This is a genomic window from Paucibacter sp. B2R-40, assembly GCF_025717555.1.
Taxonomy (GTDB): domain Bacteria; phylum Pseudomonadota; class Gammaproteobacteria; order Burkholderiales; family Burkholderiaceae_C; genus Paucibacter_A.
Genome location: NZ_JAJIRP010000014.1, coordinates 99,865 through 122,782, shown reverse-complemented (window position 1 = coordinate 122,782; position 22,918 = coordinate 99,865). Strand labels below are relative to the sequence as shown.

Genomic DNA, 22,918 nt, shown 5'->3' with positions numbered 1-22,918 from the left:
CGGCCAGCTGGCTGCGGCCCCTCAGCTTCGACGTTAGCCCGCACCAGCGCACTATGAGATCAGTTCCACGGCGTCAGGTTCTGCTGCGCGTAGCCGGAGTGCTGGCCGCGCTTCCCGGCATTGCACGGGCTGCATCAGTGGAGTTTGCCACGCCTTCATCTGAAACCGGTTGTACGTTCGCGGTTGCGAAGATTCGCAAAGCTCAGCTGATCGAGCCCCCGGCGGAAGGCAGCTGTCGCACTTCCTCTGGGTCATCCGCAATCTTCCAAGCTGCATCGCTCTCCAAGCCCATCGTAGCAACCTTGGCGCTGAAGCTGATGTTGCGCGGTAAATTGGATCTCGATCAACCAGTCAGCGAAGTTCTCCCGGATGGCTACGTTCATCGGCAAAATCTGTTCGCGCTGCACGAGTCGCCCGTCGTGGACATCGTGCCCCGCGACGTGCTGAAGAAGCTGACCGTGCGCAATCTGCTGTCGCACACTTCGGGACTACCGAACTGGTCCAGCAAAGCACCACTTCGGCTGTCCATTGAGCCCGGCGCAGGTTGGCGCTACTCAGGCGAAGGCTACGTGCTTCTCCAGCATGTCTTGCACAAACTGACGGGCATGCCTTTGAATGCCCTGGCCTCTGCAGAGCTGTTCGAACCACTCGGCTTGCAAGACACAGCGTTCAAACTCACCGAGCATGTCGCGCACTCCCTGGTTCCCGGGCGCTCCGCCTCTGGTCAGATCCGTCAGCTCCGCTTCCCTCATGAAATCGCTGCAAGCTCTCTCTACACCACCGCGTCTGACTACGGGCGGTTCATTGTAGCCACGCTCAAGGACCAACGCCTCCTGAGCCTCATAACAGAGTCCTCGGTCTCTGTGCCGGGTGCGCCCGGCGTCTACTGGGGGCTCGGGTGGGCTATCGAGCAGTCATCGGAGCATCGCGTCATCTGGCACTGGGGCAACAACCCGGGATTTCGGGCATTGGCAATGGCTGACTTGATTTCGAATGATGCTGTCGTAGTCCTCGCGGCCACAGAGAGCGGAATGCCTCAGGCCAAGGCAGCAGTTCGTCAGATCTTGCCTGGGGCACATCTTGGGCTCGATCTCGACCTAGTCCAATGAGAGTGCGGGTGAACTCAAACGTAGCCCGCACAAACAGAACTTGCCCAACATGTCTTTCACCAAGCTCGCGACTCAACCTAGGGTGTCATTGAAATTTCCGTCAATCGCGTGGATATGCCTAGCCGCAGCTATCGCCATGGTTGGTGTGATCATCCACATTGGCGCGATCTTCGGCGGTGCGTCATGGTTCAAGTTCTTTGGCGCACCGCCCGCTGTAGTCGAGTCCTCCAGAACAGGCACGCTGTTGGCTCCGGTGGGTTCGGCCGCGATTGCCGCCTTGATGGCGCTCTGCGCAGCGGCTGCGTTTTCAGCGCTTGGACATATTCCTAGGCTGCCTATGCTCAGGCTGCTACTGGTTTCCATCGCCGGGATCTCCCTGCTGCGCGCATTCGCCGTAATACCAGTCGCATTTCTTCGACCTGAGCTGATCAACACATTTGAAATCGTTGCGGCTATCGTTTGGGGCCTTGCCGGTGTCGGCTTCGCAGTAGCCTTCACTAGCGCTCGTCCAAGTGTCACCTCTTCCACGTAAATGCGGGCTAACCCTGCGCTCGAGTGGACCTCCGCCAGCTGGCCGCGCTACGCTGCCTGTATATTTTCAGCTCCGCGCGGCCAACTGGCTCCGGCCCCTCAGCTTCAACGTTAGCCGTCACCGCCACCATGTCGCTGCAACCAACCTACGGCGTTCTCGTTCCAGCGCTCTACGCGTTCCTTCTCTATGGTTTGCGCTTCGCATTGTTTGCGTCAATCGCTTTCCATCTTTCTGACCCGTCTCGCCCGCATCCACGCGGGCGCCCACACATTGATCGGCCGCCCAAGTTTCAGTTGAATCCCAATCTACGGAGAGAGCTTGGTCAATCGACCCTCACACTGCTGATCTTCGCCGCCGTGAATGCCATCCTCTTCGGCTATGGGCTACTGCACTCGAGCCGCCTCTACTTCAAAGTCACAGAGTTTCCTACTTGGTGGTTCTGGACAAGCATTCCCGTCATGCTTGCTCTTCATGACACACTCTTCTATTGGCTGCATCGAGTCATGCACTCGCGCCTTCTGTTCGCCAAAATGCATAGGCAGCACCATGAGTCAGTTTACCCAACCGCCTTCGCTGCCTACAGTTTTGGATGGAGTGAAGCTCTTGCCGAAGCACTCATCGTCATTGCAATCATCTTCATCATTCCCGTTCACCCACTGGCGTTCCTGATCTTCCAAACGCTTTCCACTGCCTACAACGTCTATGGCCACTGCGGAAGAGAGTTCTACCCAGAATCTGTATCGGGGCATTGGGCGGGTCGATGGATGAACACATCTTCACTTCACGCACACCACCATCGACATGGGCGTGGAAACTACAGCTTTTACTTTACGTTCTGGGACCGTGTTATGGGAACACTGGTGCCAACAGCGCAAAAATGACGGCTAACCTGTCGCTCAACCGGACCCTACACGGCGCCGCGCCTTCGGGCATCATTTCATTCTTGCCCTGCGGCACTTCGCCGTTCCGGGCCGGTTAGCTTCAACGTTAGGCGTCAAATGAGGGTTCCTCGCAAAGTTATCGCCAGCCTCGTTGCTCCGCTCGCCGCACTTTTACCCGTGCTGATGATTGCGGCCTACGAACTTAGTCAGCCAGTCGCCATCATCAACGGAGAGGCGGACGATGCTCCTCAAAGAGCGCTTGGGGCTCTCCTCATTGCATCGCCAATAATTTACGTCCTACTCGCTCTGCTTTCATACGCAGCCGGAACAGCATTCCTTCGCCTCGGCGCCCGTACGATTCGGAAATTCTTGTTGGCATCGGCACTGCTTGCGGCGGTGTTGTCTGCGCCGTTTTCCCTTCAAGGCGGGTCTTCAGACTATGGGATGACAGACCAAATAATCACGGGAGTGCTTATGGCTGGTATCTTTGTCCTATCGGCTCTGCCCGGCGCTACTTGTTGGTTTTTGGTTGCAAAACGTGACGCCTAACCATTCGCTCGAGTGGACCTCCGCCAGCTGGCCGCGCTACGCTGCCTGTATATTTTCAGCTCCGCGCGGCCAGCTGGCTCCGGCCCCTCAGCTTCAACGTTAGGCGTCAATACATGTTTGTCTACCGGATTAGACCGTTCTCAGCCATGGCTGCTTTAGCTGTTGCATTCCCCTGTGCGCATGCACAGCTGAAGGAGCCTGCGTCGCAAACTGATCGCGAGCTGGTCGCGCTGGTGTCCAAGCGACTATCGCCGTGCTTTACCACTCTTGGCGTAAAGCGCGACTTCAAGCTCGCGCCAGAACTTCCGACCGAATCCAAAATTTCTGCCATTAGCCTGCTGCCAGCCTCTGGCCCGATGGTCAACGATGGCTATGCATACTGGATTGCTCTTCACGAGTCCAGGGCACATGTGTATGTCAGGCAAGTAGGTGGTTTCGGCGGAACGCATAAGCTGTATGGCCCGATCGACATCAACGAGCAGTGCAGCTAGGGCCGCAGCTCTCTGTGGATTCAGCCGTTGGCCTCTGCGCCTTTCTGGTCGCCTGCCATCGTGCCGCCTAACCAGGCGCTCGAGTGGACCTCTGCCAGCTGGCCGCGCTCCGCTGCCTGTATATTTTCAGCTTCGCGCGGCCAGCTGGCTACGGCCCCTCAGCTTCGTTAGGCCGCACCAAGTATGAGCCCCATGCAGACACCAGCAATACAAGGTTTCGTGGTCTGCCCCTCTCGGCTCGACGATGCTGCCACGTGGGCAAGTTATGCCCGCCTGCCAGAGGTGAAGGAGCACACAAGTTCTACTGCCACCACAGTGGAAGACGTTCGCGCTGAGATTCAGCGCACCCTGACCGGCGAGCCAACTAAACCAATTCGCTTTGTCCTTCTCCAAGGCGGCGTTAACGTAGTAGCCACAGTCGGCTTTCACACCATATCCTCCGCATTTGGCACTGCTGAGATCACGTATGACGTTGCACCTTGCTGGTGGGGCACCGCCCGGTTGAAGCCAGCGGCCGAATAGGCGTTTCCTGGTATAGGAATGAAAAATACGAGCTGGCACACGAAATGCTGGATTGCGGAGTTATCAGGGGATCGAATATTGAGGCGAGCGTTGAGCCCCCGGGCGGGCGGTGGACGGGCCGGTTTGATGGTGCTGCTTGGGGCCTTACATGCCAGTTTGCTGGGAGTTTTGCTGAGTACCAAACATACGACATCGCCGGTACCGACCGAGCGGCTCATGCTCGTCTCGATCAAGCCCCCCAAAATTTCGTCGCTGCCGCTAAGCACACGGACGCTTCAACGACGCGACGTGGCTCAGGTGATCCGAAATACGTCCGCATTGCCTAGGTTTCCCGGCAGCGGTTCGGCGTCTATCGTTGTTGGCGAACAACTGGCGATGGCAAGCGCACCAGAGGCTGCCAGCGCCCTGGCGCCGCTGAATCTAAGCCTGCCGCCGAGCAACGCAAGCACCTCTACGCTCACGAAGCGCAATCCGGCGTTGTCCGACCCGCGCAGCAACTCAGTTCGTCGCACGCTGAACGATCGCATCGCAGCATCGCTGGGTTCCAAGGAATGCACGCTGGAGGAGCAGCTTGCCGACGGCACAACCCAGCACGTATCGGGACACTACGAGAGTGTCCCGACGGCCAGCTCGCAGGCGGACCCTTTCGGCCATGGAAGCAGCACCGGCAGGGGATTCGGGGCTGGGGCGTCGCTGTCCGGCGGCATGCGCGGCACGACCGTGCAGGCCGGAGGCGGCGGTAGCGTGGCGGTCTGTATTCCGGACCGCAGATGATCGCCGAATGGCTGGTTCAAAGGTACGGCACCCTCGACGGCGGCATTCGGGCGGAGCTGACATCGGCATGAAGAGGCCTGGAGGACCGCCATCAGCCTTGTCCAGATGTTCGCTGGACTTAGGCTTAGGGCACGCTGCTGCCACTGACTATGAAGGACCGCGCGACTCCTATCGAGTCGTTAGCGCACATTCGGCGGGTCAAGCAGCGGCCATTCGGCTGAAGTTGACCGAGGACTTCGTGAACTCCTCACCTGAATGACCGCTGCACATTCGAGACCCAACACCAACCAGCATGGCTCGGACCGAATCGAGCCATACTCCTGCCGCGTAGACATGGCTGGAGGGGAGTAGGTCGCTCGCCCAAAAGTTGTTTTGGTTCAACGCGTTTTGAGACTATGTTTTGCCATGGGTCGTGTCCCGCAAACGCAGTTTTGAAACTATGTTTTCAGTTTTGAAACTTTGTTATCCGACTCCTCTTCTGCCATGACGCTTCGCTACCTGACCATCCCCGTCACCGCCTTCCAGCAAAACTGCTCCATCGTCTGGTGCGACGAAACCCTGGACGCAGCCGTCATCGATCCGGGCGGCGACTTGCTGCGCATCCTTGCTGCTGCGCAGCAGCATGGCCTGACGCTCAAGGCGATCTGGTTGACCCATGCGCATATCGACCATGCCGGCGGTACCGGCCAACTCGCGCGCGAGCAGGGCTTGCCCATCATCGGCCCGCATCCGGGCGATCAATTTTGGATCGACGGCCTGGCCAAGCAGAGCCAGATGTTCGGCTTTCCGCCGGCCGAGAGCTTCACGCCAACGCGCTGGCTGGCCGACGGCGACACGGTCAGCATTGGCAAGCAGATCCTGAATGTGCGCCACTGCCCGGGTCACACGCCCGGTCATGTGGTGTTTCATTCACCCGCGGCCGGGCGTGCTTTCGTTGGTGATGTGCTGTTCGCGGGCGGCGTCGGTCGCAGCGATTTCCCCGGCGGTGATCACGCCACCTTGATTGCGTCGATCAAGCAGCGCCTGTGGCCGATGGGCGACGCCACGGTGTTCATTCCCGGCCATGGTCCCGAGAGCAGCTTTGGCGAGGAGCGGCGCAGCAATCCCTATGTGCGCGAGCATTGAAACGCGCTCATTCAGTTGATAAGCTCGCGTCAAGTCGTGGCGATGAAATGGCAAATTACGAGGTGATCAAGGCAGGCCGCTTTGACGTCGCGAGCGCTGCTGTCGAGTTGCCCATCCCGCAAGCAGTCGAGCGGAGAGCGGCGCCGTGTGTGGAAGATTGAGGCCAATAGCCCCCCAGCCCCCCCAGCCCGGCAGCCCGCCATCCCGGTAGATCGGTCTGATGCTTGGATCTTGTCCAAAATCTCTATGTCAAAACCCCTTTGTTCAAGCGCATGTTGGGCTTAGCAGCATCAAGGAGAGAGTCATGATTGAAGGAACTTGTTTGTGTGGCGCCGTGCGCTGGACGTTTGCGGGGCAGCCTGATGGCGCCACCGCATGCAATTGCACCGCCTGCAGACGTTATGGCGTCTTATGGGCCTATGACTACGAGAACGAGGGCATTCACGTGGCGGGGAAGACGCAGGCCTTCGAGCGCGGCACGGCACTTGGCTTCCATTTCTGCCCTGGCTGCGGATGTGTGGCTTTCTGGCGCGGCAAAAAGCTCGACGAGTTGGGCCGGCGCCGCATCGCGGTCAATTTGCGCCTGGCCGAGCCGGCGGCGGTCGCCCAGATTCCGATCGACCATTTTGACGGACTGGACACGTTTGAAGACCTGCCGCGCGATGGCCGCTGTGTTGGCGATTACTGGTTCTAGCTCGGCAAGCCACAAGCCAGCAAGCAACAAGATACTTGTCCGTGAAGCCATTTCGAGGCTGGAACCGCAATCTGGACAAAGGACGCCATGCACGGCCGGGCCATGGCTTGGCTGAGGGTGCTCCGCCCATGCCGGCAAGCTAAGAGTCCAATTGCGCGTCAGCGATCACGCCGGCCAGCCAGTCCATCACGACCCGCACGCGTCTGGATAAATTGCGCCGGTTGGCATAGAGCAGGTTGATCGGCATGGCCGGGGCGGTGAACTCGGGCAAGACTTCGACCAACGAGCCGCTTTGCAGGGCATCCCGCAGCAGCGCATCGCGCACGCCCGTCACCGGTACCTGGATCAGGCCGAGGCCGGCCAGGCAGGCGGCTTGATAAGCGTCGGCATTGTTGACGGTCACCGAGCCCGGCAAGCCCAAGCTGCGCGGCTGGCCGGTCTCGTCCAGGTAATCAAATCCGCCCGGCTTGGCGCCCAGGATGCTGACAAAATGCACCAGTCGGTGGTCTTGCGCCGGGTCCGCCAAGTCAGCCAAGGAGAGGGGCACACCATGCCGGGCCAGATAGGCCGGGCTGGCGCAGTTGACCATACGCAGCAGACCCAAGGGGCGCGCAATCAAGCTGGCGTCGACCACACTGCCGACGCGCAGCACGCAATCAAAACCCTCGCGCACCAGGTCCACGCGGCGCTCGGTGCTGCTTATTTCAAGCGCTAGCAAGGGATGCGCCTGCAAGAGTTCGGGCAGGCGCGGGATAACAAAATTGCGGGCGATGGCGGTGCTCATATCGACGCGCACGCGTCCGCTCAAGCCGGCCGCGCCGGGCTGCTGAGCGAACATCGCCTGCAGCTCCTCCATATCGGCCAGCACATCCTTGCTGCGCTCGTAAAAGGCCTGCCCGTCCTGGGTCAGCTGGACTCGCCTTGTCGTGCGGTGCAGCAGGCGCGCGCCGAGCTGGCTTTCGAGCTGCTGGACGGCGCTGGACGCACTCGCCTTGGGCAGGCCCAGGCTCAGCGCCGCTTGCGTGAAACTGGCCAGTTCGGCCACGCGGTGAAAGACTTGCAGGCGTTCAAGAGGGTCCATTGTTGGATTATTAACGAACAGTCAAATTGAAATTCATGGGTTTATGTGTAATTTGGATGTCAATAGACTTCTCTACATCCCAAACAAGGAGTGACCCATGAACACGATCAACACCCCCATAGCCCTGATTACCGGCGGCAGCCGCGGTCTCGGCAAGAACACCGCCCTGCATCTCGCCGCCCAGGGCAGCGACATCATCCTGAGCTACCGCAGCGCCCGCGCCGAAGCCGAGGCGACCGTTGCCGCCATCCAGGCGCTCGGCCGCCGCGCCGTGGCGCTGCCGCTGGACGTGGGCGACAGCCTCGCTTTCCCGGCCTTTGCCGCCGCCGTCAAGGCTGCGCTGGCGCAGACCTGGCAGCGTGAGCGCTTCGATCACCTGGTCAATAACGCCGGCCTGGGCCACCACGCCAGCCTGAAGGACACCAGCGAGGCGCAGTTCGACGAGTTGATGAATGTGCACTTGAAGGGGGTCTTCTTCCTGACCCAAAAGCTCTTGCCGCTGATCAATGACGGCGGGCGCATCGTCAATATCTCCAGCGGCCTGACCCGCTTTGCTCTGCCCGGCTACGGTGCTTATGCGGCGATGAAAGGCGCGGTCGAAGTGCTGAGCCGCTATCTGGCCAAGGAGCTAGGCCCACGAGGCATTGCCGTCAACACGCTGGCGCCTGGCGCAATTGCGACCGACTTTGGCGGCGGGGCGGTGCGCGATAACGCGCAACTGAACAGTTATGTGGCGGCCCAAACCGCGCTCGGCCGCACCGGCCTGCCGGACGATATCGGCGGCGCCATCGCGGCGCTGCTGGCACCCGGCAGCGGCTGGATCAACGCCCAGCGCATCGAAGCCTCGGGCGGCATGTTCGTGTAAATGACAGACGACTAGAACTGCCCGCTGCTGCGCAGCGCTTCCAGGCGCAAGGCCAGCTGCTGGGCCAACTGTCCGAGCTGCTCTTGCAGTTGGCGCCGCTCGGTCTCGTCGCTGCAGGCGGCGATCTGCGCTTGCAAGGCCGCTTTCTGATGGAACAAGGCCACCTCGGGCGGCGCAAAGCCTGCGTTCTTCAGGATCTTGAATGGCATGCGCAGGCTGTCTGGCGTGGCCTCCCAGCCGGCATCGGCGGCCAGCGGCTTGCCGAAACTCTCGGCCGATTGCAACTCGCCGGAGGCGAGCGCTTGCTGCAGGTGTAGGGCGATTTCATCGTCACGCATGGCTTTTTGTGCTTGTTTGGCGCTCTCGCATCCTATGCCAAGCTGGTGACGACTACTTCTGCAGCCCCTTGGGCGAGGAGGCCAGCCAGGATTGAAACAAGCTGTTGAGCACCAGGTCGAAAGCGCCCCCGACGAAGTCTTTGGGCTCGCTGCTTTTGGCGTCAAGGCGCTGTTTGTCAGCGAGCCGGCGCAGCTCGGCGCCTTGCCGGCCGGCGCCCAACTGCTGCAGCTCACGCGCGCGCTGGTCGTAACGATCGGCCTGCTCGCTCATCGATTGGCTGGAGCTTTCGATCACGACGGGCCCTCTCGATGCACAGCCGCTCAAGGAGAGGGCAAAGGCGAGGGCAAACGCGAGGGCGAGCAGCCCGATCGCCGGGGCAGTCTCGGACGCAGACGCAGACGCAGCTTGCTGGGCGGATGGGGCCGCTGAAAGGAAAATTTTGCTCATGGTCGGGCATGCTAAGCCAGCTCGGTCGCTGTCGTGGACCTTGGCTGGCAAGTGCCGCCGGATGCTGTCTTCGGGCGCGTCCGGCGCTACCGCTTGCAGGCATTGCCGGCATTGCCGGCATTGCCGGCTCTTGCGGGCATGTTCTATGCTGGGCGACGGATACTATTTAACCGCTATTTGTGAAAGAGCTTGTTCTATGTTGTTCGCGATTCGTTTTGTTGATAAAGCCGACTCCTTGCCGCTGCGCCAGCAGAGGATGGCAGCCCATATTGCCTGGTTGGATCAGGAGCGCGAACATGTGTTGGTGGGCGGCTCCTTGCGGCACTCGCCGGAGCAAGCACCGGTGGGCGGCTTGTGGGTGGTCGAAGCGCAAAGCAAGGCCGCGGCCGAGGCGCTGTTGAAGCAAGACCCGTTTTACAGCGCCGGCCTGCGTGAAAGCTGGGAGATCTTGCATTGGAGCAAGGCCTTTGAGGATCGCAAAGTGCCGGTTTGATCTTGGCAGCTTGCCTGTCAGCTGAATTTGAAACCTAGGCCCGCTGAAAGAAAGTCACCATGAAGCCCATCTATCAAGCCAATTCGAGACTCGATCTAAGTTTCACTCGCGTGGTGGGGGTGCCCAGAGCGCTGGTTTGGCGCGCTTGGACCGAGCCGGCGTTGCTCAAGCCCTGGTTTTGCCCTTTGCCGTGGACGACGATTGACTGCGAAATCGACTTGCGTCCCGGCGGCAGCTTCCGCACCACGATGCAGTCGCCGGAAGGTGGCCAATTCCCCAATCAGGGCTGCTATCTGGAAATCGTGCCGCATGAAAAATTGGTGTGGACCAACGCCTTGCTGCCAGGCTTTCGCCCCAGCTTGCCGGTGGCCACTTGTGGCAGTGATGACGCCAACTTTATGTTCACTGCCATGCTGGAGCTCGCTGATCACGCGGACGGTACGCGCTATACCGCCACTGTCATCCATGCGGATGAAGCCGGCTGCAAGAAGCACGCCGATATGGGTTTCGAAGCCGGATGGGGGGCCGCGCTGGATCAGCTGGTCGCGATGATCAAACGGGGCATTTGACCGAAGCTGACATCGAAGGCGAACAAGAACTGCTGCTGCATTGCTAGGTCAGCTACCAGACCGGGCAAGCGGCTGGCTTTGGCTGTTCTAAAGGTTTGTGCCGCTATAGTTTTTGCATGCACATCCTGATCATCGAAGACGACCTGGACTTGGGGGCCGCCTTGCAGCGCGCGCTCAAGGCCGAAGGCGTCAGCAGCGAATGGCGGCGGCGGCTCGCCGATGCACCTCTGGCGCCTGACGATGAAGCCTATGACTGTGCGCTGCTCGACATCACGCTGCCCGATGGCAGCGGGCTGGATCTGCTCAAGCGCTGGCGCAGCGCCGGTGTCGCTTTGCCGGTCATCATGATTACCGCGCGCTCGGCGCTGGATGACAGGCTGGCCGGCCTGGACGGCGGCGCCGACGATTTCATCATCAAGCCCTTCGCGACCGCCGAGTTGCTGTCGCGCCTGCGCGCTGTGTTGCGCCGTTATGCGCAGCAGGCCAGCGAACTTTGGCAAGTAGGTGAGCTGCAGATCGAGCCACGCGCGCACAGCGCAAAGTTGAGTGGCGAGCCGCTGGACTTGTCGCCGCGCGAGTTTCAACTGTTGCGCGAGCTGGCGCGTGAGCCCGGCGTGGTGGTGCCCAAAGGGCTGCTGGCCCAGCGCCTGGAGCCGCTTGGCGAGGCGCTCGAGTTCAGCTTGCTGGAGGTTTACGTTTCCAATCTGCGCCGCAAGATCGGCAACCAGCGTATCCGCACGGTGCGCGGTGTCGGCTATATGTTGCAGGCATGAACTACTTGGCACAATTGCTGCGCCCGACGCTGGTGCGGCGCGTGATGTTGACGCTGCTGTGCACGGCCGCTGTGGCTTGGGCTGTGCTGCTGGCCTATTACTATCAACGCGAGACCAGCCAGCAGGCGCTCGATGCTGTTCAGCGCGACCGGGCAAGCGCTTTGGCCGCAGCGGTGGACAAGGTCGAGCAGCCGGAGCAGGCGCAAACGGCCGTGGCTTTTGCGGCCGATCTGCTCAATAGCAGCAGCCGGCAAACCGGCCGCCCGCTCCCCGTCCTGCTGCAGTTGGACGACCTGCAAGGGCAGCTGCTTTATCCTTCGCCCGAAAGTAATGCTGCCGCATTGCAGGGTGAAGCGGGGCGCTTTGTAGAGCAACAGTTGAATGGCGCTAACTATCACGTGCTGCGCATAGACGGCGCTCGCTGGCGCCTGTCGCTTGGTGAGGCGCGCAGCGGCGACAGCTGGTTGCTGGCCCGCTTGAGTCAGGACCTCGCGCTGTCGGTGCTGATTTCATTTCCCTTTGTGTTGCTGCCGACCTGGCTTGCGGTGGCGCGCGGGCTGCGGCCGCTGCGCCAGCTCTCGCGCAGCATTGCCAAGCGTGGCCCGGATGATCTGGCGCCGCTCGGTGTCGCGCCCAGCTACGCGGAGCTGATGCCGGTGACCGAGGCGCTGGATCGATTGTTTGCCCAGCTGCGCAGCAAGATTGCGCGTGAACATGCTTTTGTGCAAGACGCCGCGCACGAGTTGAGAACACCGCTGGCGGTGATCACCTTTCAAGCCCATGTGCTGGCTCGCGCCAGTGGCGTGGACGAGCGGCAATTGGCGGCGCAGCAGATGGAACAGGCTGTCGCGCGCGCGTCCAGGCTTATAGCGCAGCTGCTGGAGCTGGCCCGCATCGATGCGGCCGGCCCGGCCCCGTGGACGCGCCTGGACGTCGCGGCGCTGCTGCGGCAGGAATTGGCCTTGGCCGCGCCGATGGCTATGGCTGCCGATATCGAGCTGGCGCTGGAGGCGCCCGATCGGCTGCCGTTCGAGCTGGAGGAGTCGGCCTTTCGCTCGGTCTTGCAAAATCTGCTCGGCAATGCCTTGCGCTATGTGCAGGCCGGCGGCCAAGTGCTGATCGAGTTGTCGCAGCAGCAAGACCGTTTGTGTTTGTCCGTGGCCGACGATGGGCCCGGCATCGCAGCCGCTGATCGGGCGTTGGTGTTCGAGCGTTTTTACCGGGTTTCGGGCAATGAGCAGTCGGGCTCCGGGCTCGGCCTGGCCATCGTCGCGCAGGCAGTGGCGCGCATGCGCGGCACGCTGCGCCTGGAGGCCGGCATCGGTGGACGAGGCTGCCGCTTCTTGGTCGAGCTGCCGGCCCCATCCCTTTTGCATGAACAGGAAACCACGTGAAGAAGATTTTGAAATGGCTCGCGCTGGCCTTGCTGGCACTGTTGCTTGTCGGCGCTGCGCTGCTGGCTTATGCAATGCGTAATGCGATCGACAGCGAACATCCGGTGGGCTTTTCGCTCAGCAAAACCAAGGGGGCGAATGGCTTGGCGATGCCGATCGGCATTTGGTACCCGACCGACGCGCGGCCACGGCCGCTGACCCCGGCCGGGCTGGTACTGATGAATGTTGCGGCGGGTGCGCCGGTGGCCGGCCAGGGCCTGCCGCTGATCTTGATCTCGCATGGCAATGGCGCCGGCATGGCGGCCCATGCGGACCTCGCCATGGCTTTGGCCAGCGCCGGCTATATCGTCGCGGCACCGATGCACAGCGGCGACAACTTCGCCGACCAAAGCGCCGTTGGCAAGCCCGGCTGGCTGAGTGGGCGCGGGCAAGAGCTGCGCAGCACGCTCGACCATATGCTCAAGGCTTGGCCAGCCCATGCGCAGATTGATGCCGCTCGAATTGGCGCTTATGGCTTTTCGGCCGGTGGCTTCACGGTGCTGAGCGTGCTCGGCGCGCAGCCCGATTTGCGCCTGATCGCCAAGCATTGCGCGCAGACGCCTGGTGAGTTTGCATGCCAGTTGTTGGCGCAGAGCCAGTCGGCCTTGCTGAAGGCCGATACGCCGGCCATGGGCGAGTCATTCCTTGCCGACCCGCGCATCAAGGCCGCAGCGCTGGCGGCGCCGGGCCTGGGTTTCGCGTTCACGCCGGCCAGCCTCGCGCAGCTGCAGTTGCCGCTGCAGCTTTGGAGCGGGGAGAAGGATCAGCTTGTGCCCTTGGCATCGAACGGCAAAGTACTGATCGATGCGCTGGGCGACAAGCTTGAGTTTCATGCGGTGGCCGGCGCAGTGCATTATTCATTTCTGGTTCCCTGCGGCGGGCTTGCCGGTTTGCTGGCGCCGCCGCAGCTGTGCCAAGATCTGCCGCCCTTTGACCGCCAGGCCTTTCATCGCGAGATGAATGCCAGCGTCCGGGCCTTCTTCGATGCGCACTTGTCCAAGCATTGAGTGCGCGGCTTTGTCTTTTCTGCTGCAAAAAGCAGCAAACTTGCTTTTGCTCGATGAATGCAGAGTTCTGCGCATCGCTCAAGTGGGCGTCCCCAGACTTATCCACAGTGGCGAGGGATAAGTTGGCGTGATTTTTAGGTGGGTTGGGTGGGTTGGGTGGTTTGGGCGGCCTGGGTAGTTTGGGAAGGGTGGCGCTCGCAGCTGCTTTTTGTTGTCACCGCCGTGACTTCCGATTTTGCTGATCGTTCGAGGCAATATGTCGAGCCTAAGCCGTAGGAAGAGTCCAGGCTGATCATTCAAACTTTTTTTCGAGCCAAGGCATGAACAACTCTTTTGCACTCGCCCCATCCCTCATCAAGCGCGCCTGCTTGTGCACCGCCTTGCTGGCAAGTGCTGCGGCTCAGGCGGCTCCTGCGGCACCAACAACGCTCGCGATCCCTGAGGCCATCAAAGCCCCGGCCGGCCAAACCCTCAGCCTTGAAGTGCAGGCCACCGGCGTGCAAATCTATGAATGCAAGGTCAGCAAGGATGACGCGACGAAGTTCGAGTGGGCCTTCAAGGGGCCCGAGGCCGAGTTGTTCGACAGCGCTGGCCTCAGCGTCGGCAAGCATTATGGCGGCCCGACCTGGGAGTCTGCGGACGGCAGCAAGGTTGTCGGCGAGGTCAAAGCCCGCGACAACGGCCCCGATGCCAATGCCATTCCTTGGTTGCTGCTGAGCGCCAAGGCGAACAGCGGCGCCGGTGTGCTGGCCGCGGTGCAGAGCATCCAGCGCGTCAGCACCAGCGGCGGCAAGGCACCGGCGGACGGCTGCAATGCGGCGCAGGCCGGCAAGAGCGTGCGTGTCGCCTACAAGGCAGCCTACTTCTTCAATTCCGCCAAGCCCTGAGATTTCACGCTGCTTCGAAAGGGCCGGCGCTGAGGCTGGGCTGAGGCGGCAGCAGCGCCGGCGCTGCCTGCTCGCGGCCCAGTTTCCAGGCCGCCCTGAATTGCGCCAGGTCAGCGCCTGGGGTGTCCAGCGCGCGCACCAGGCAGGCCGCCGCTGCGCCGGTGGCTGCGCAGGCCTGGACCTGTGTGGCCTCGAGCAAGCCACCAATCGCCACCACCGGTCTGCCGGCCATGCGCACCCACCAGGCCAGATTGCCCAGGCCCTGGGGGCGCCAGGGCATCTGCTTGGTGCTGGTGGGCCAGACCGGGCCGCAGGCGATATAGCTCGGGCTCAGGCCACGCGCGCGCGCCAACTCCCACAAGCTGTGGCTGGAAATACCGAGTTTGATGCCGACGTTCAGAAGCAGGGTCCTCTCGTCAGCGCTCAATGACGCCCAGTCTTCCTGGCCCAGATGCAAGCCGACGCCCGGCTCCTCAAGGGCAAGCCGCCAATGATCATTGATCCAGAGTTGGCAGCCGAGCGGGCCGGCGACGGCTGTTTGCGCCTCGGCTATCGCGGCGCGCAGTTCGGCGGCTGCATTCGCTGTCGGCGCCAGCTTGATGCGCAGTTGGATTTGCTTGATGCCGTCGGCCGCCAGCTCGGCCACTCTGTGCGGCCGCTCGGTGATGGCATAAAGGCCCAAATCTGCGCATTGCTTGGCCGGAGCCTGTGCCTGTAAGAGCAGCGCCCAGCGTCTGAGCGTGTCGGCGGCAATCGGCTCGTCACCAAAGCTCATCACCGGCATCGCGGCGGGCTCAAACACAAAGCCGGCCGAGGCGCGCACCGGCCCCGCGCCTGCGCCGGCTGCATGGCCCTCACGCACCGCCACCCAAGTGGCCATTTTGGCCAAGATGAGCGCGTCGGCGCAGACGAAGCCTCGGGCCAGGGCAGCGGCGGCTGCGCTGGCAAATGTGCAGCCGCTGCCGTGATGATGGCGCTGGGCCAGGCGGGGCAGGGCCATATAGCCGCTGGCTTGAGGGCAGTCCAGCCAGTCCAAGGCCAGATCATGCTCATCGTCGCCGCCGGTGATGCACACGGCCTGGGCGCCCAGCGCGAACAACTGTTTGGCCATCCACGGCCGGCTTTGCGACCGCGGGGCCAGGCCCAAGAACAGTTCCGCCTCGCGCCGATTCGGCGTGATCAGCTGGGCGCGCGGCAGCAGTTGCTCGCGGTAGGCCCGCAGCAATGAGGCGTTAGCAAAGACCGAGGCCGACCCACCGGCGCTGGCGCCCAAGACCGGGTCCACCACCAGGCTCACGGGCCAGTCGCGACGCAAGTCGTCCAAGACTTCGCAGAGTGCATGCACGGCGTCGACCGAACCCAAGAGGCCGGTCTTGATCACGCTGGGCCGCTGGTCCACCGCCAAGGCGCGCAGTTGCGCCAGCACTTGCTCACGCGGCAAGGCGAAGACATGCTCCACGCCGCAGGAGTTTTGCGCCGTTACCGCCGCCACCACCGGGCAAAGATGCAGGCCGAAAGCGGCCGCCGCACGGGTGTCGGCCGACAGGCCGGCGCCGCCGCCGCTGTCGGTGCCGGCGACGCTCCAGATGATGGGCGGCCGTGGATCGTTCAGCCAGTTCATGGCGGGTCTCCCAGCAGGAAAGCGTGGCCGCTGACCGGCGTTGACGGCACGGCAAAGTCCTGGCTGCTCATCAAACCGGCTTGGTAGCCCTGACGGCCGGCTCGCACGGCATCTCGAAAGGCGGCCGCCATCAGCACCGGCTCGCGCGCCTGCGCCACCGCCGAGTTCAGCAGCACCGCGTCGAAGCCCAGCTCCAGCGCCCGCGCCGCATGCGAGGGTGCGCCCAGGCCGGCGTCAATGATCAGCGTCGCGTCCGGCAGGCGCTCGCGCAGGCTGCGCAAGGCAAAGGGATTGAGCAGGCCCTGGCCCGAGCCGATCGGCGCGCCCCAGGGCATCAAGACTGCGCAGCCGGCGTCCAGCAGGCGTCGGCACAAGACCAGGTCGTCGGTGCAATAAGGCAAGACGGCAAAGCCTTTTTTGACCAATTCAGCGGCGCCGGCCAGCAGCTCGAAAGGGTCGGGCTGCAGCGTGTGCTCATCGCCAATCACCTCTAGCTTGATCCAGGTGGTGTCATAGAGTTCGCGCGCCATGCAGGCCAATTGCACCGCCTCGCGGGCGGTACGGCAACCGGCGGTATTGGGCAGCAGCCGTGCGCCTTGCGCCTTGGCAGTTCGCATGGCCATGGCGACGAAGCCGTTGTCGCCGGTCTGGCTTCCACTCAGCAAGCTGCGCTTGAGGCCGACCGTCAAGACCTCGGTTTGCGAGGCCCGGATCGCCTCGCTCAAGGTTTGCGGATTCGGGTAGCCGGCGCTGCCCAGCAGCAGGCGGCTGGTCAGAGAGACGTCGTCAATCTTCCAAGGGTCAGGTTTTGCCTCTTGCAGCATTTGAATCAGCCTCCGACGATGGGTTTGAACAGCAGCACTTGGTCGCCGTCCTTGAGCAAGGCAGCGGCGCGCGCCGAACGGGCGACGAACTCGCCATTCAGCGCGGTGGCCACGCTCTCGGGCGCCAGGCTCAGCTGGGTCAGCAGATGTTCCAAGGGCGTTGCGGCGGGAATTCGTTGGAGCTGACCGTCCAGCGAGACATTGATTTCTTCTGCGTTCATAGCGTCTCCAAATTGGCCAGGCCGCTGGCCAGCAGCAGCTCTTGCACCAAGGCCGGCGCTAACAGCCAGCCGTGGCGGTACAGGCCGTTGAGCTGCAGCAGGCCGGGCTGCGAGTGAGCGAAAGGGCGGTTGTCGTTCAAGGCTGGGCGCAAATTGACATCGAGCCGGCTGATGCGGGACTCGGCCAGCGCCGGCATCACGCTGTGCGCGGCCGCCATCAGCTCGACGGCCGATTGCAGGCTGACAGGGCTGCGGTCCTCGCTCTCGATCTCGCTGGCGCCGAGCACGAGTTGATCGTGGCTGCGTGGCACCAGATAGACGCGCTGGCGCGGATGTAGCAGGCGCACCGGCCGTCTCAGACCATGGGCGGCCAGGCTCAGCGTGATCACTTCGCCGCGCACGCCGCGCAGCGGCAGCTGGGGCTTGGCGCCGAGGCCGCGTGCGTCGATGACCCAGTCGAAGTTCAGGTCATTGCCGTCGGCCAGTCTCAATCGGCCTGGTTCGACTGCACTCACAGGCCGACCCCAATGCCAGTGCGCCTTGCCGTCTTGCTGCATGGCCGCCATCGCCTCGACGGGGTTGATGAAGCCTTCGCCGGGCAGCCGCCACGCACGCAGGCCGCGCAGCAGCGCCGGTTCCAGCGCCGCCAGCTTGGCCTCGCTCAGGCTGTGCGCGGCCGGGAAGCCGCTCACCTGCAGGCGCGCCAAGACGCGCTCCGCCGCACCGAGGTCCTGGCGATGCGCGAGCAGGAGGCTGTCGTTCATTTTCAAAGTTGGCGGGCCGGGGAGTCGGGCGGCAATCAGCGGCCACAGGCGCAGTGACTCGAAGCCGCGCACGGCGACCTCGGGCTCGGCCGCGTCCAATTCGGCCAGCGGGCTGAGCATGCCGGCCGCGCTGAAGGCGGCCGCACCCTGGCCGTCAAAGCGTGGCTCGGGGCCGGGGCCGGCCTCGAAGACTTCGACGCGGTGGCCGGCGCGACCCAAGGCCCAGGCGAACAGCCGCCCGACCAGGCCCGCGCCCGCTATTCCTATCGACAGAGTCATACCGCTTGAATCGGGATATAGATCTCACTGCCTAGCGCCTTGAACTCCGCGCTCTTCTTTTCCATCTCGGCCGTGTATTCGCGCACGTCCTGGGTGATCTTCATCGAGCAGAACTTCGGCCCGCACATCGAGCAGAAATGCGCGACCTTGGCGCTGTCCTTGGGCAGGGTCTCATCATGGAAGTCGCGTGCGGTTTCGGGGTCAAGGCCGAGGTTGAACTGGTCGGTCCAGCGGAAGTCGAAGCGTGCCTTGGACAAGGCATCATCCCGAGCCCGCGCCCCCGGATGCCCCTTGGCCACATCGGCCGCATGGGCGGCGATCTTGTAGGCCATCAGCCCGGCCTTGACGTCGTCGCGATTCGGTAGACCCAGGTGTTCCTTGGGCGTGACATAGCAAAGCATCGCGCAGCCGAACCAGCCAATCATCGCCGCGCCAATGCCGCTGGTGATGTGGTCATAGCCGGGCGCGATGTCAGTGGTCAAGGGCCCCAGCGTGTAGAAGGGCGCCTCGTCGCAATGCTTCAATTGCTCGGTCATGTTTTGCTGGATCAGGTGCATGGGCACATGGCCGGGGCCTTCGATCAGCGTTTGCACCTCATGCTTCCAGGCGATCTTGGTCAGCTCGCCGAGCGTGCGCAGTTCGGCGAATTGGGCCTCGTCATTGGCGTCCGACAAGCTGCCCGGACGCAGGCCGTCGCCGAGCGAGAAGGTCACGTCATAGGCCTTCATGATTTCGCAAATCTCTTCGAAATGCGTGTACAAGAAGTTCTCCTTGTGATGCGAGATGCACCACTTGGCCAGGATGCTCCCGCCACGCGAGACAATGCCGGTGCGGCGCTTGACCGTCATCGGGATGAAGGGCAGACGCAGGCCGGCATGGATGGTGAAGTAATCAACGCCTTGCTCGGCCTGCTCGATCAGCGTGTCGCGGAACAGCGCCCATGTGAGGTCCTCGGCCACGCCGCCGACCTTCTCCAGCGCCTGGTAAATCGGCACGGTGCCGATAGGCACGGGGCTGTTGCGAATGATCCAGTCGCGCGTGGTGTGGATGTTGCGACCTGTCGAGAGGTCCATCACCGTGTCGGCGCCCCAGCGCGTGCTCCAGACGAGCTTCTCGACTTCTTCTTCGATTGAGGAGGTGACGGCCGAGTTGCCGATATTGGCGTTCACCTTGACCAGGAAGTTACGCCCGATGATCATCGGCTCCAACTCGGTGTGGTTGATATTGGCCGGGATCACGGCACGGCCACGTGCCACCTCGTCGCGCACGAACTCGGGCGTGATGACGGCCGGGATGCTGGCGCCGAAGGAATTGCCGCGCAGGCGGGCCTCGCGCTCGGCGTCTTGTTCGTACTCGCACATCCAGTCCAGGCGCTGGTTCTCGCGGATCGCGATGTACTCCATCTCTGGCGTGACGATGCCGCGGCGCGCGTAGTGCATTTGCGTGACGTTGGCACCGGGCAGGGCGCGGCGGGGCTGGCGGCGTAGGCCGGCGCTCATCTGCATCAAGGCCTCTTGTTGCGCGGCGTCGCGCAGGCCGTCGTCGATCAGCTGGATGGGCCGGCCTTGGTACAGCTCGGTGTCGCCCCGCGCCTCCACCCACGGGGCGCGGGTGGCGGGCAGGCCGTGTTTGACATCGATCTTGGCGGTGATGTCGGTGTAGGGGCCGGAGCAGTCATAGACCGTGATCAGTTCGCCGTTGGTCAGTGCAATCTCCCGCATCGGCACGCGCAGCTCGGGGTTGCGCTCGCCATTGAGGTAGGTCTTGCTGGAGCCGGGCAGCGGCGTGCGGGTCAGCTCAAGGCTGCTGGCTAGGCTGTTCAGGCCCGGTTCGGTGATGCTGTTCATGGTCGGATCTCGCGTTGGCTGTGAAGCGCTGCGAGGGCCGGCTCGAGGGTCGCTGTGGCGTTGCGAGGAGACCGGCTGCCCCAGGGAGTTCGGCCTGCATCCTCGGCGGGAAGCGTGGCGGAACGGGTCTGCGAGCGGGCTCTTCTTACGCCGGTATCAACCGGATCAAGTTCAGCGGGTCTATGGCTTCCACCACATCTCAGCCCGGCGCATAACGACTTACTTCTTTGTGTATGCGCAGCAGGGCACCCCGGAGCGAGGCGAAGTATAGATGTGATTTATTGCGCAGCTTGTGGCTTCGTTTGCGGGTAAACCCACACCCCATTCGCGGGGGGGGGCTGGCTACACTGCCAGCCTTGGCGTAGTCGTGTCGCGCCCACTGTGTTGGAGTGTTCTTCATGAGTCGACGCTTGCGCTGTGTGCGGTCGGGCTTGCCGTATCTGTGGGTTGGTTTGCTTGTTGCGGCTGGCGTGGCTCACGCTCAAGTCGACACGCCGGCCAAGCCCGAACTCAGCGCCGAGGAGCGGGCGCAAAAGCAGGCCGATAAGGTGTTCACCTTTATCAAGCTGCAATCGGTGAAACCTGCGGCCAAACGTGCGGCAGCCGATGCGCAGGTGGCCAGTCCATCGACTCAGGTCGCCAATATGGCTCCAGCCAAGCCGACACCTAAACCCCAGACCAAGCAGACCGCTGCAGTTGCCGCTGGTGCTGGTGCTGGCGCTGGCGCCGGTGCTGGTGCTGGTTCTGGTGCCGGCAGCGTCGAATCGCGCCCCTCGACAACTGTTGCCCCAGATTCGCGGCCTTTGCCAGACGCGGACTCTCCGGCAGCGCTCTTGGCGGCGGCCAGCTTGAGTGCTGCAGCCGTGCAACCCGAGCTGCTGCCCCAGCCGCCAGTGGCTCAGGCCGAACCTGAACCCCCCGCCCTGCAGTTGTTGAGCAAGGTCGAGCCCGAGATCCCGCGCCAGTTGCACAACGACTTCAAGGGCGGCGCGGTGACGGTGCGCTTCACGGTGCAAACCGACGGCTCGGTCGTGCAAGCGCAGGCCATGCAGTCGTCCCACAAGCGGCTGGCGCTTGCCGCCGTCGCTGCCGTCAATCAGTGGCGTTTTGCACCGCTGCCATCACCCCGCGAGGCCACGGTGGATATCGCGTTTGCGCTGGAGTAGGGGCAGGCTTGGCTTGATTGCCGACAGCCAAATCCGAATCGGTCAAGCTGACGAAGCATAGGTCAGTATTTCCCCGCACACCCGCACACCCGCACACCCACGCGCCGGGCATCTAGCGGCGGCCCCGGGGCGGACTCGGTCGTGCCCACAGGCCCTTGGCGACCTGGTTTGGCGAAAAGTGGTGAGGCAGCATCGGCCTTGCGCGGTGCCCACAAAGTTGGTCCAAACAATCTATCTGCGCACAAGAACCTTGAGCGAGGCTTGCACGGGGTAATTTTTACCTCTTCGATGTCCCTAGGCTTAGGGGGGCGTGGCGCTCGATACGCTTTGACAATCAAGCGCTGTAATTTGCAAGTTATGTCGCAATAAGACATGCACAGAGCGACGTCATTTCGCCGTTACCGGGGCGTGTCAGTCTTTGTGCTGCGAGCCTGCGAACTTGTGAGCAAAGCTCAACGGTATTGAGCTTGAGTAGAGGCTTGCGGTTGGCGCCCTGCTTTTCCATCCCTTGAATTTCGGAGTCTTCAATGACAAAAATGATTCGGCGCACTTGCGCGAGCTTGCTTGGTGTCCTGGCGTTGTTGGCTCAGCCGGCCCATGCCGTGGCGGTGGGAAGTTATTACAGTTATACCTATGTTCATGGCACGCTGACCGACTTGACCGCTGACCAAGCGGGTTTGGGCTTGCCGGGGAACACTTATGCCTTGCCAACCGTTTGGGATGAACGATCGAGCGCGCAATCATGGGACTCGACAGGCGTTGTTGATTCGACGGCGCGGCTACTCACCCAGGATGGCCGTTATCAATACAGTTACAGCGGCAATGCCCAGGTCGATGCGAATTCGCGCTTGCATGCAAAGATAGAAACGCACAGCAATGATCTGTCTCACAGCAGCCCAACGAATTTGTTCGGGAATGCCTCGGCCTTGTGGGGTGACAGTTGGTATGTCGCGGCGACCGCCGATCATGCAGCTGGCTCCTTGGGGCTGCTGAATATCCATCTCAGCCTGGACGGCAATATTCTTGGCGATGGGACGAGTGTGTCCGCCAGGCCCTTCAATAATTATGTGAGCTTGATGATGTCGCGCTTTGCTGCGTCCGGTGGTGGCGGTGTGCGTGACAGCATCGGCGGCGTCTATTTGAACGGCCAAAATGCAATGAAGTTCACGAGCCCCGGCGGCAGCGACTGGAATACTTGGCCCATCACGGCGAGCCCCGTGGGAGCGTTTTCCGGTCTAGGTTCGGTTGAAGCGGAAGTCTTGATGCCGTTTCTCTATGGGCAAAGCTTTGGTGTTGAGCTTCAGCTTAACTTGCTTGGGTATGGCAATAGCACACTTGATTTCGGTCACACCGGCAAGATCACGGCGGTGGAAATGCTGGTCGGTACCACTCTGGAAACTGGGTACGCCGCAGCCAATCCTGGCGAGCCGCCGATATTTACTCAGATTCAATCGAACAATCCTGTCTTGATACCCGTGCCGGAACCCGGCACGGGTGTATTGCTGTCATTGGGCGCGCTGCTGTTGGCGGCGGCTGTTCGGCGACGCGCCTAAGGAGAGCTTTTTTGAGCGCCTTGTTGAGCGTGTGACGCAGAGCAGGTTTGACACTTGCGTGTCGCCGTCGAA

25 protein-coding genes and 1 riboswitch are annotated in these 22,918 nt (G+C 62.5%); of the genes, 17 read left to right on the top strand and 8 right to left on the bottom strand.

The genetic code is table 11. From position 1 onward, the window contains the following. The 8 genes from LNV09_RS23055 to LNV09_RS23025 all read left to right on the top strand — a co-directional run. On the top strand, positions 1-1,109 hold a 1,109-nt coding region (locus LNV09_RS23055), incomplete at its 5' end, for a serine hydrolase domain-containing protein (RefSeq protein WP_263559411.1). Between the two features lie 49 nt (positions 1,110-1,158). Next, on the top strand, positions 1,159-1,641 hold the full coding sequence (locus LNV09_RS23050) for a hypothetical protein (protein WP_263559410.1): 483 nt from the start codon (positions 1,159-1,161) through the stop codon (positions 1,639-1,641). Positions 1,642-1,769: 128 nt separating this feature from the next. Continuing rightward, the gene (locus LNV09_RS23045) at positions 1,770-2,522 is read left to right on the top strand and encodes a sterol desaturase family protein (RefSeq protein WP_263559409.1); all 753 of its coding nucleotides are present in this window, start codon (positions 1,770-1,772) and stop codon (positions 2,520-2,522) included. Between the two features lie 695 nt (positions 2,523-3,217). Next, positions 3,218-3,562: a hypothetical protein gene (locus LNV09_RS23040; RefSeq protein ID WP_263559408.1), complete on the top strand. Its 345-nt coding sequence runs from the start codon at positions 3,218-3,220 to the stop codon at positions 3,560-3,562. Positions 3,563-3,745: 183 nt separating this feature from the next. Further along, positions 3,746-4,084, top strand: a complete 339-nt coding sequence (locus LNV09_RS24880; RefSeq protein WP_505191000.1) for a GNAT family N-acetyltransferase — start codon at positions 3,746-3,748, stop codon at positions 4,082-4,084. 123 nt (positions 4,085-4,207) lie between these two features. Next, positions 4,208-4,858: a hypothetical protein gene (locus LNV09_RS23035; RefSeq protein ID WP_263559407.1), complete on the top strand. Its 651-nt coding sequence runs from the start codon at positions 4,208-4,210 to the stop codon at positions 4,856-4,858. Between the two features lie 483 nt (positions 4,859-5,341). Further along, positions 5,342-5,983, top strand: coding sequence for an MBL fold metallo-hydrolase (locus LNV09_RS23030; RefSeq protein ID WP_263559406.1), 642 nt, complete (start codon positions 5,342-5,344; stop codon positions 5,981-5,983). A 304-nt stretch (positions 5,984-6,287) separates the two neighbouring features. Further along, positions 6,288-6,677, top strand: coding sequence for a GFA family protein (locus LNV09_RS23025; protein WP_263559405.1), 390 nt, complete (start codon positions 6,288-6,290; stop codon positions 6,675-6,677). A 139-nt stretch (positions 6,678-6,816) separates the two neighbouring features. Here LNV09_RS23025 and LNV09_RS23020 read toward each other — a convergent pair whose 3' ends face one another. Continuing rightward, positions 6,817-7,758 (bottom strand): LysR family transcriptional regulator, encoded by a 942-nt coding sequence (locus tag LNV09_RS23020; protein WP_263559404.1) that lies wholly within the window; start codon positions 7,756-7,758, stop codon positions 6,817-6,819. Positions 7,759-7,855: 97 nt separating this feature from the next. On the opposite strand from LNV09_RS23020, the gene LNV09_RS23015 reads away from it, so the two are divergent. Continuing rightward, the gene (locus LNV09_RS23015; RefSeq protein ID WP_263559403.1) at positions 7,856-8,623 is read left to right on the top strand and encodes an SDR family NAD(P)-dependent oxidoreductase; all 768 of its coding nucleotides are present in this window, start codon (positions 7,856-7,858) and stop codon (positions 8,621-8,623) included. 11 nt (positions 8,624-8,634) lie between these two features. Here the strand turns inward: LNV09_RS23015 and LNV09_RS23010 are convergent, their stop codons facing one another. Continuing rightward, positions 8,635-8,961, bottom strand: a complete 327-nt coding sequence (locus LNV09_RS23010) for a DnaJ family domain-containing protein (protein WP_263559402.1) — start codon at positions 8,959-8,961, stop codon at positions 8,635-8,637. A gap of 52 nt (positions 8,962-9,013) precedes the next feature. Beyond that, positions 9,014-9,409 carry a hypothetical protein gene (locus LNV09_RS23005; RefSeq protein WP_263559401.1) on the bottom strand — a complete coding sequence of 132 codons (396 nt, stop codon included), beginning with the start codon at positions 9,407-9,409 and terminating at the stop codon, positions 9,014-9,016. Between the two features lie 196 nt (positions 9,410-9,605). On the opposite strand from LNV09_RS23005, the gene LNV09_RS23000 reads away from it, so the two are divergent. The 6 genes from LNV09_RS23000 (at position 9,606) to LNV09_RS22975 (ending at position 14,571) form a co-directional block, all read left to right on the top strand. Further along, a complete protein-coding gene (locus LNV09_RS23000; protein ID WP_263559400.1) occupies positions 9,606-9,902 on the top strand; it encodes a YciI family protein in 297 nt (98 codons plus the stop codon). 59 nt (positions 9,903-9,961) lie between these two features. After that, a complete protein-coding gene (locus LNV09_RS22995) occupies positions 9,962-10,471 on the top strand; it encodes an SRPBCC family protein (protein ID WP_263559399.1) in 510 nt (169 codons plus the stop codon). A gap of 116 nt (positions 10,472-10,587) precedes the next feature. Next, the gene (locus LNV09_RS22990) at positions 10,588-11,244 is read left to right on the top strand and encodes a response regulator (RefSeq protein WP_263559398.1); all 657 of its coding nucleotides are present in this window, start codon (positions 10,588-10,590) and stop codon (positions 11,242-11,244) included. Continuing rightward, a complete protein-coding gene (locus tag LNV09_RS22985) occupies positions 11,241-12,638 on the top strand; it encodes a sensor histidine kinase (protein ID WP_263559397.1) in 1,398 nt (465 codons plus the stop codon). Before LNV09_RS22990 ends, LNV09_RS22985 begins: the two co-directional genes overlap by 4 nt. After that, on the top strand, positions 12,635-13,684 hold the full coding sequence (locus LNV09_RS22980; RefSeq protein ID WP_263559396.1) for an alpha/beta hydrolase family protein: 1,050 nt from the start codon (positions 12,635-12,637) through the stop codon (positions 13,682-13,684). Before LNV09_RS22985 ends, LNV09_RS22980 begins: the two co-directional genes overlap by 4 nt. A gap of 320 nt (positions 13,685-14,004) precedes the next feature. Continuing rightward, positions 14,005-14,571: a DUF3455 domain-containing protein gene (locus LNV09_RS22975; RefSeq protein ID WP_263559395.1), complete on the top strand. Its 567-nt coding sequence runs from the start codon at positions 14,005-14,007 to the stop codon at positions 14,569-14,571. Positions 14,572-14,575: 4 nt separating this feature from the next. Here the strand turns inward: LNV09_RS22975 and LNV09_RS22970 are convergent, their stop codons facing one another. The 5 genes from LNV09_RS22970 to thiC are packed head-to-tail and all read right to left on the bottom strand — an operon-like array spanning position 14,576 to position 20,127. After that, positions 14,576-16,192, bottom strand: a complete 1,617-nt coding sequence (locus tag LNV09_RS22970; RefSeq protein WP_263559394.1) for a bifunctional hydroxymethylpyrimidine kinase/phosphomethylpyrimidine kinase — start codon at positions 16,190-16,192, stop codon at positions 14,576-14,578. Beyond that, complete coding sequence (locus LNV09_RS22965; RefSeq protein WP_263559393.1) at positions 16,189-17,016, bottom strand: thiazole synthase; 828 nt, start codon at positions 17,014-17,016, stop codon at positions 16,189-16,191. Before LNV09_RS22965 ends, LNV09_RS22970 begins: the two co-directional genes overlap by 4 nt. Before the next feature lie 5 nt (positions 17,017-17,021). Beyond that, complete coding sequence (gene thiS, locus LNV09_RS22960; RefSeq protein ID WP_263559392.1) at positions 17,022-17,237, bottom strand: sulfur carrier protein ThiS; 216 nt, start codon at positions 17,235-17,237, stop codon at positions 17,022-17,024. After that, positions 17,234-18,280: an FAD-dependent oxidoreductase gene (locus LNV09_RS22955; RefSeq protein ID WP_263559391.1), complete on the bottom strand. Its 1,047-nt coding sequence runs from the start codon at positions 18,278-18,280 to the stop codon at positions 17,234-17,236. The genes thiS and LNV09_RS22955 overlap by 4 nt, the downstream gene beginning before the upstream one ends. Further along, positions 18,277-20,127: a phosphomethylpyrimidine synthase ThiC gene (gene thiC, locus LNV09_RS22950; protein WP_263559390.1), complete on the bottom strand. Its 1,851-nt coding sequence runs from the start codon at positions 20,125-20,127 to the stop codon at positions 18,277-18,279. The genes LNV09_RS22955 and thiC overlap by 4 nt, the downstream gene beginning before the upstream one ends. Positions 20,128-20,252: 125 nt before the next feature. Next, positions 20,253-20,390, bottom strand: a riboswitch (TPP riboswitch). Between the two features lie 135 nt (positions 20,391-20,525). On the opposite strand from thiC, the gene LNV09_RS22945 reads away from it, so the two are divergent. Together LNV09_RS22945 and LNV09_RS22940 are read left to right on the top strand one after the other, a co-directional pair. Further along, positions 20,526-21,293 (top strand): TonB family protein, encoded by a 768-nt coding sequence (locus tag LNV09_RS22945; RefSeq protein ID WP_263559389.1) that lies wholly within the window; start codon positions 20,526-20,528, stop codon positions 21,291-21,293. Positions 21,294-21,820: 527 nt separating this feature from the next. Further along, on the top strand, positions 21,821-22,846 hold the full coding sequence (locus LNV09_RS22940) for a PEP-CTERM sorting domain-containing protein (RefSeq protein WP_263559388.1): 1,026 nt from the start codon (positions 21,821-21,823) through the stop codon (positions 22,844-22,846). Positions 22,847-22,918 lie beyond the last annotated feature (72 nt).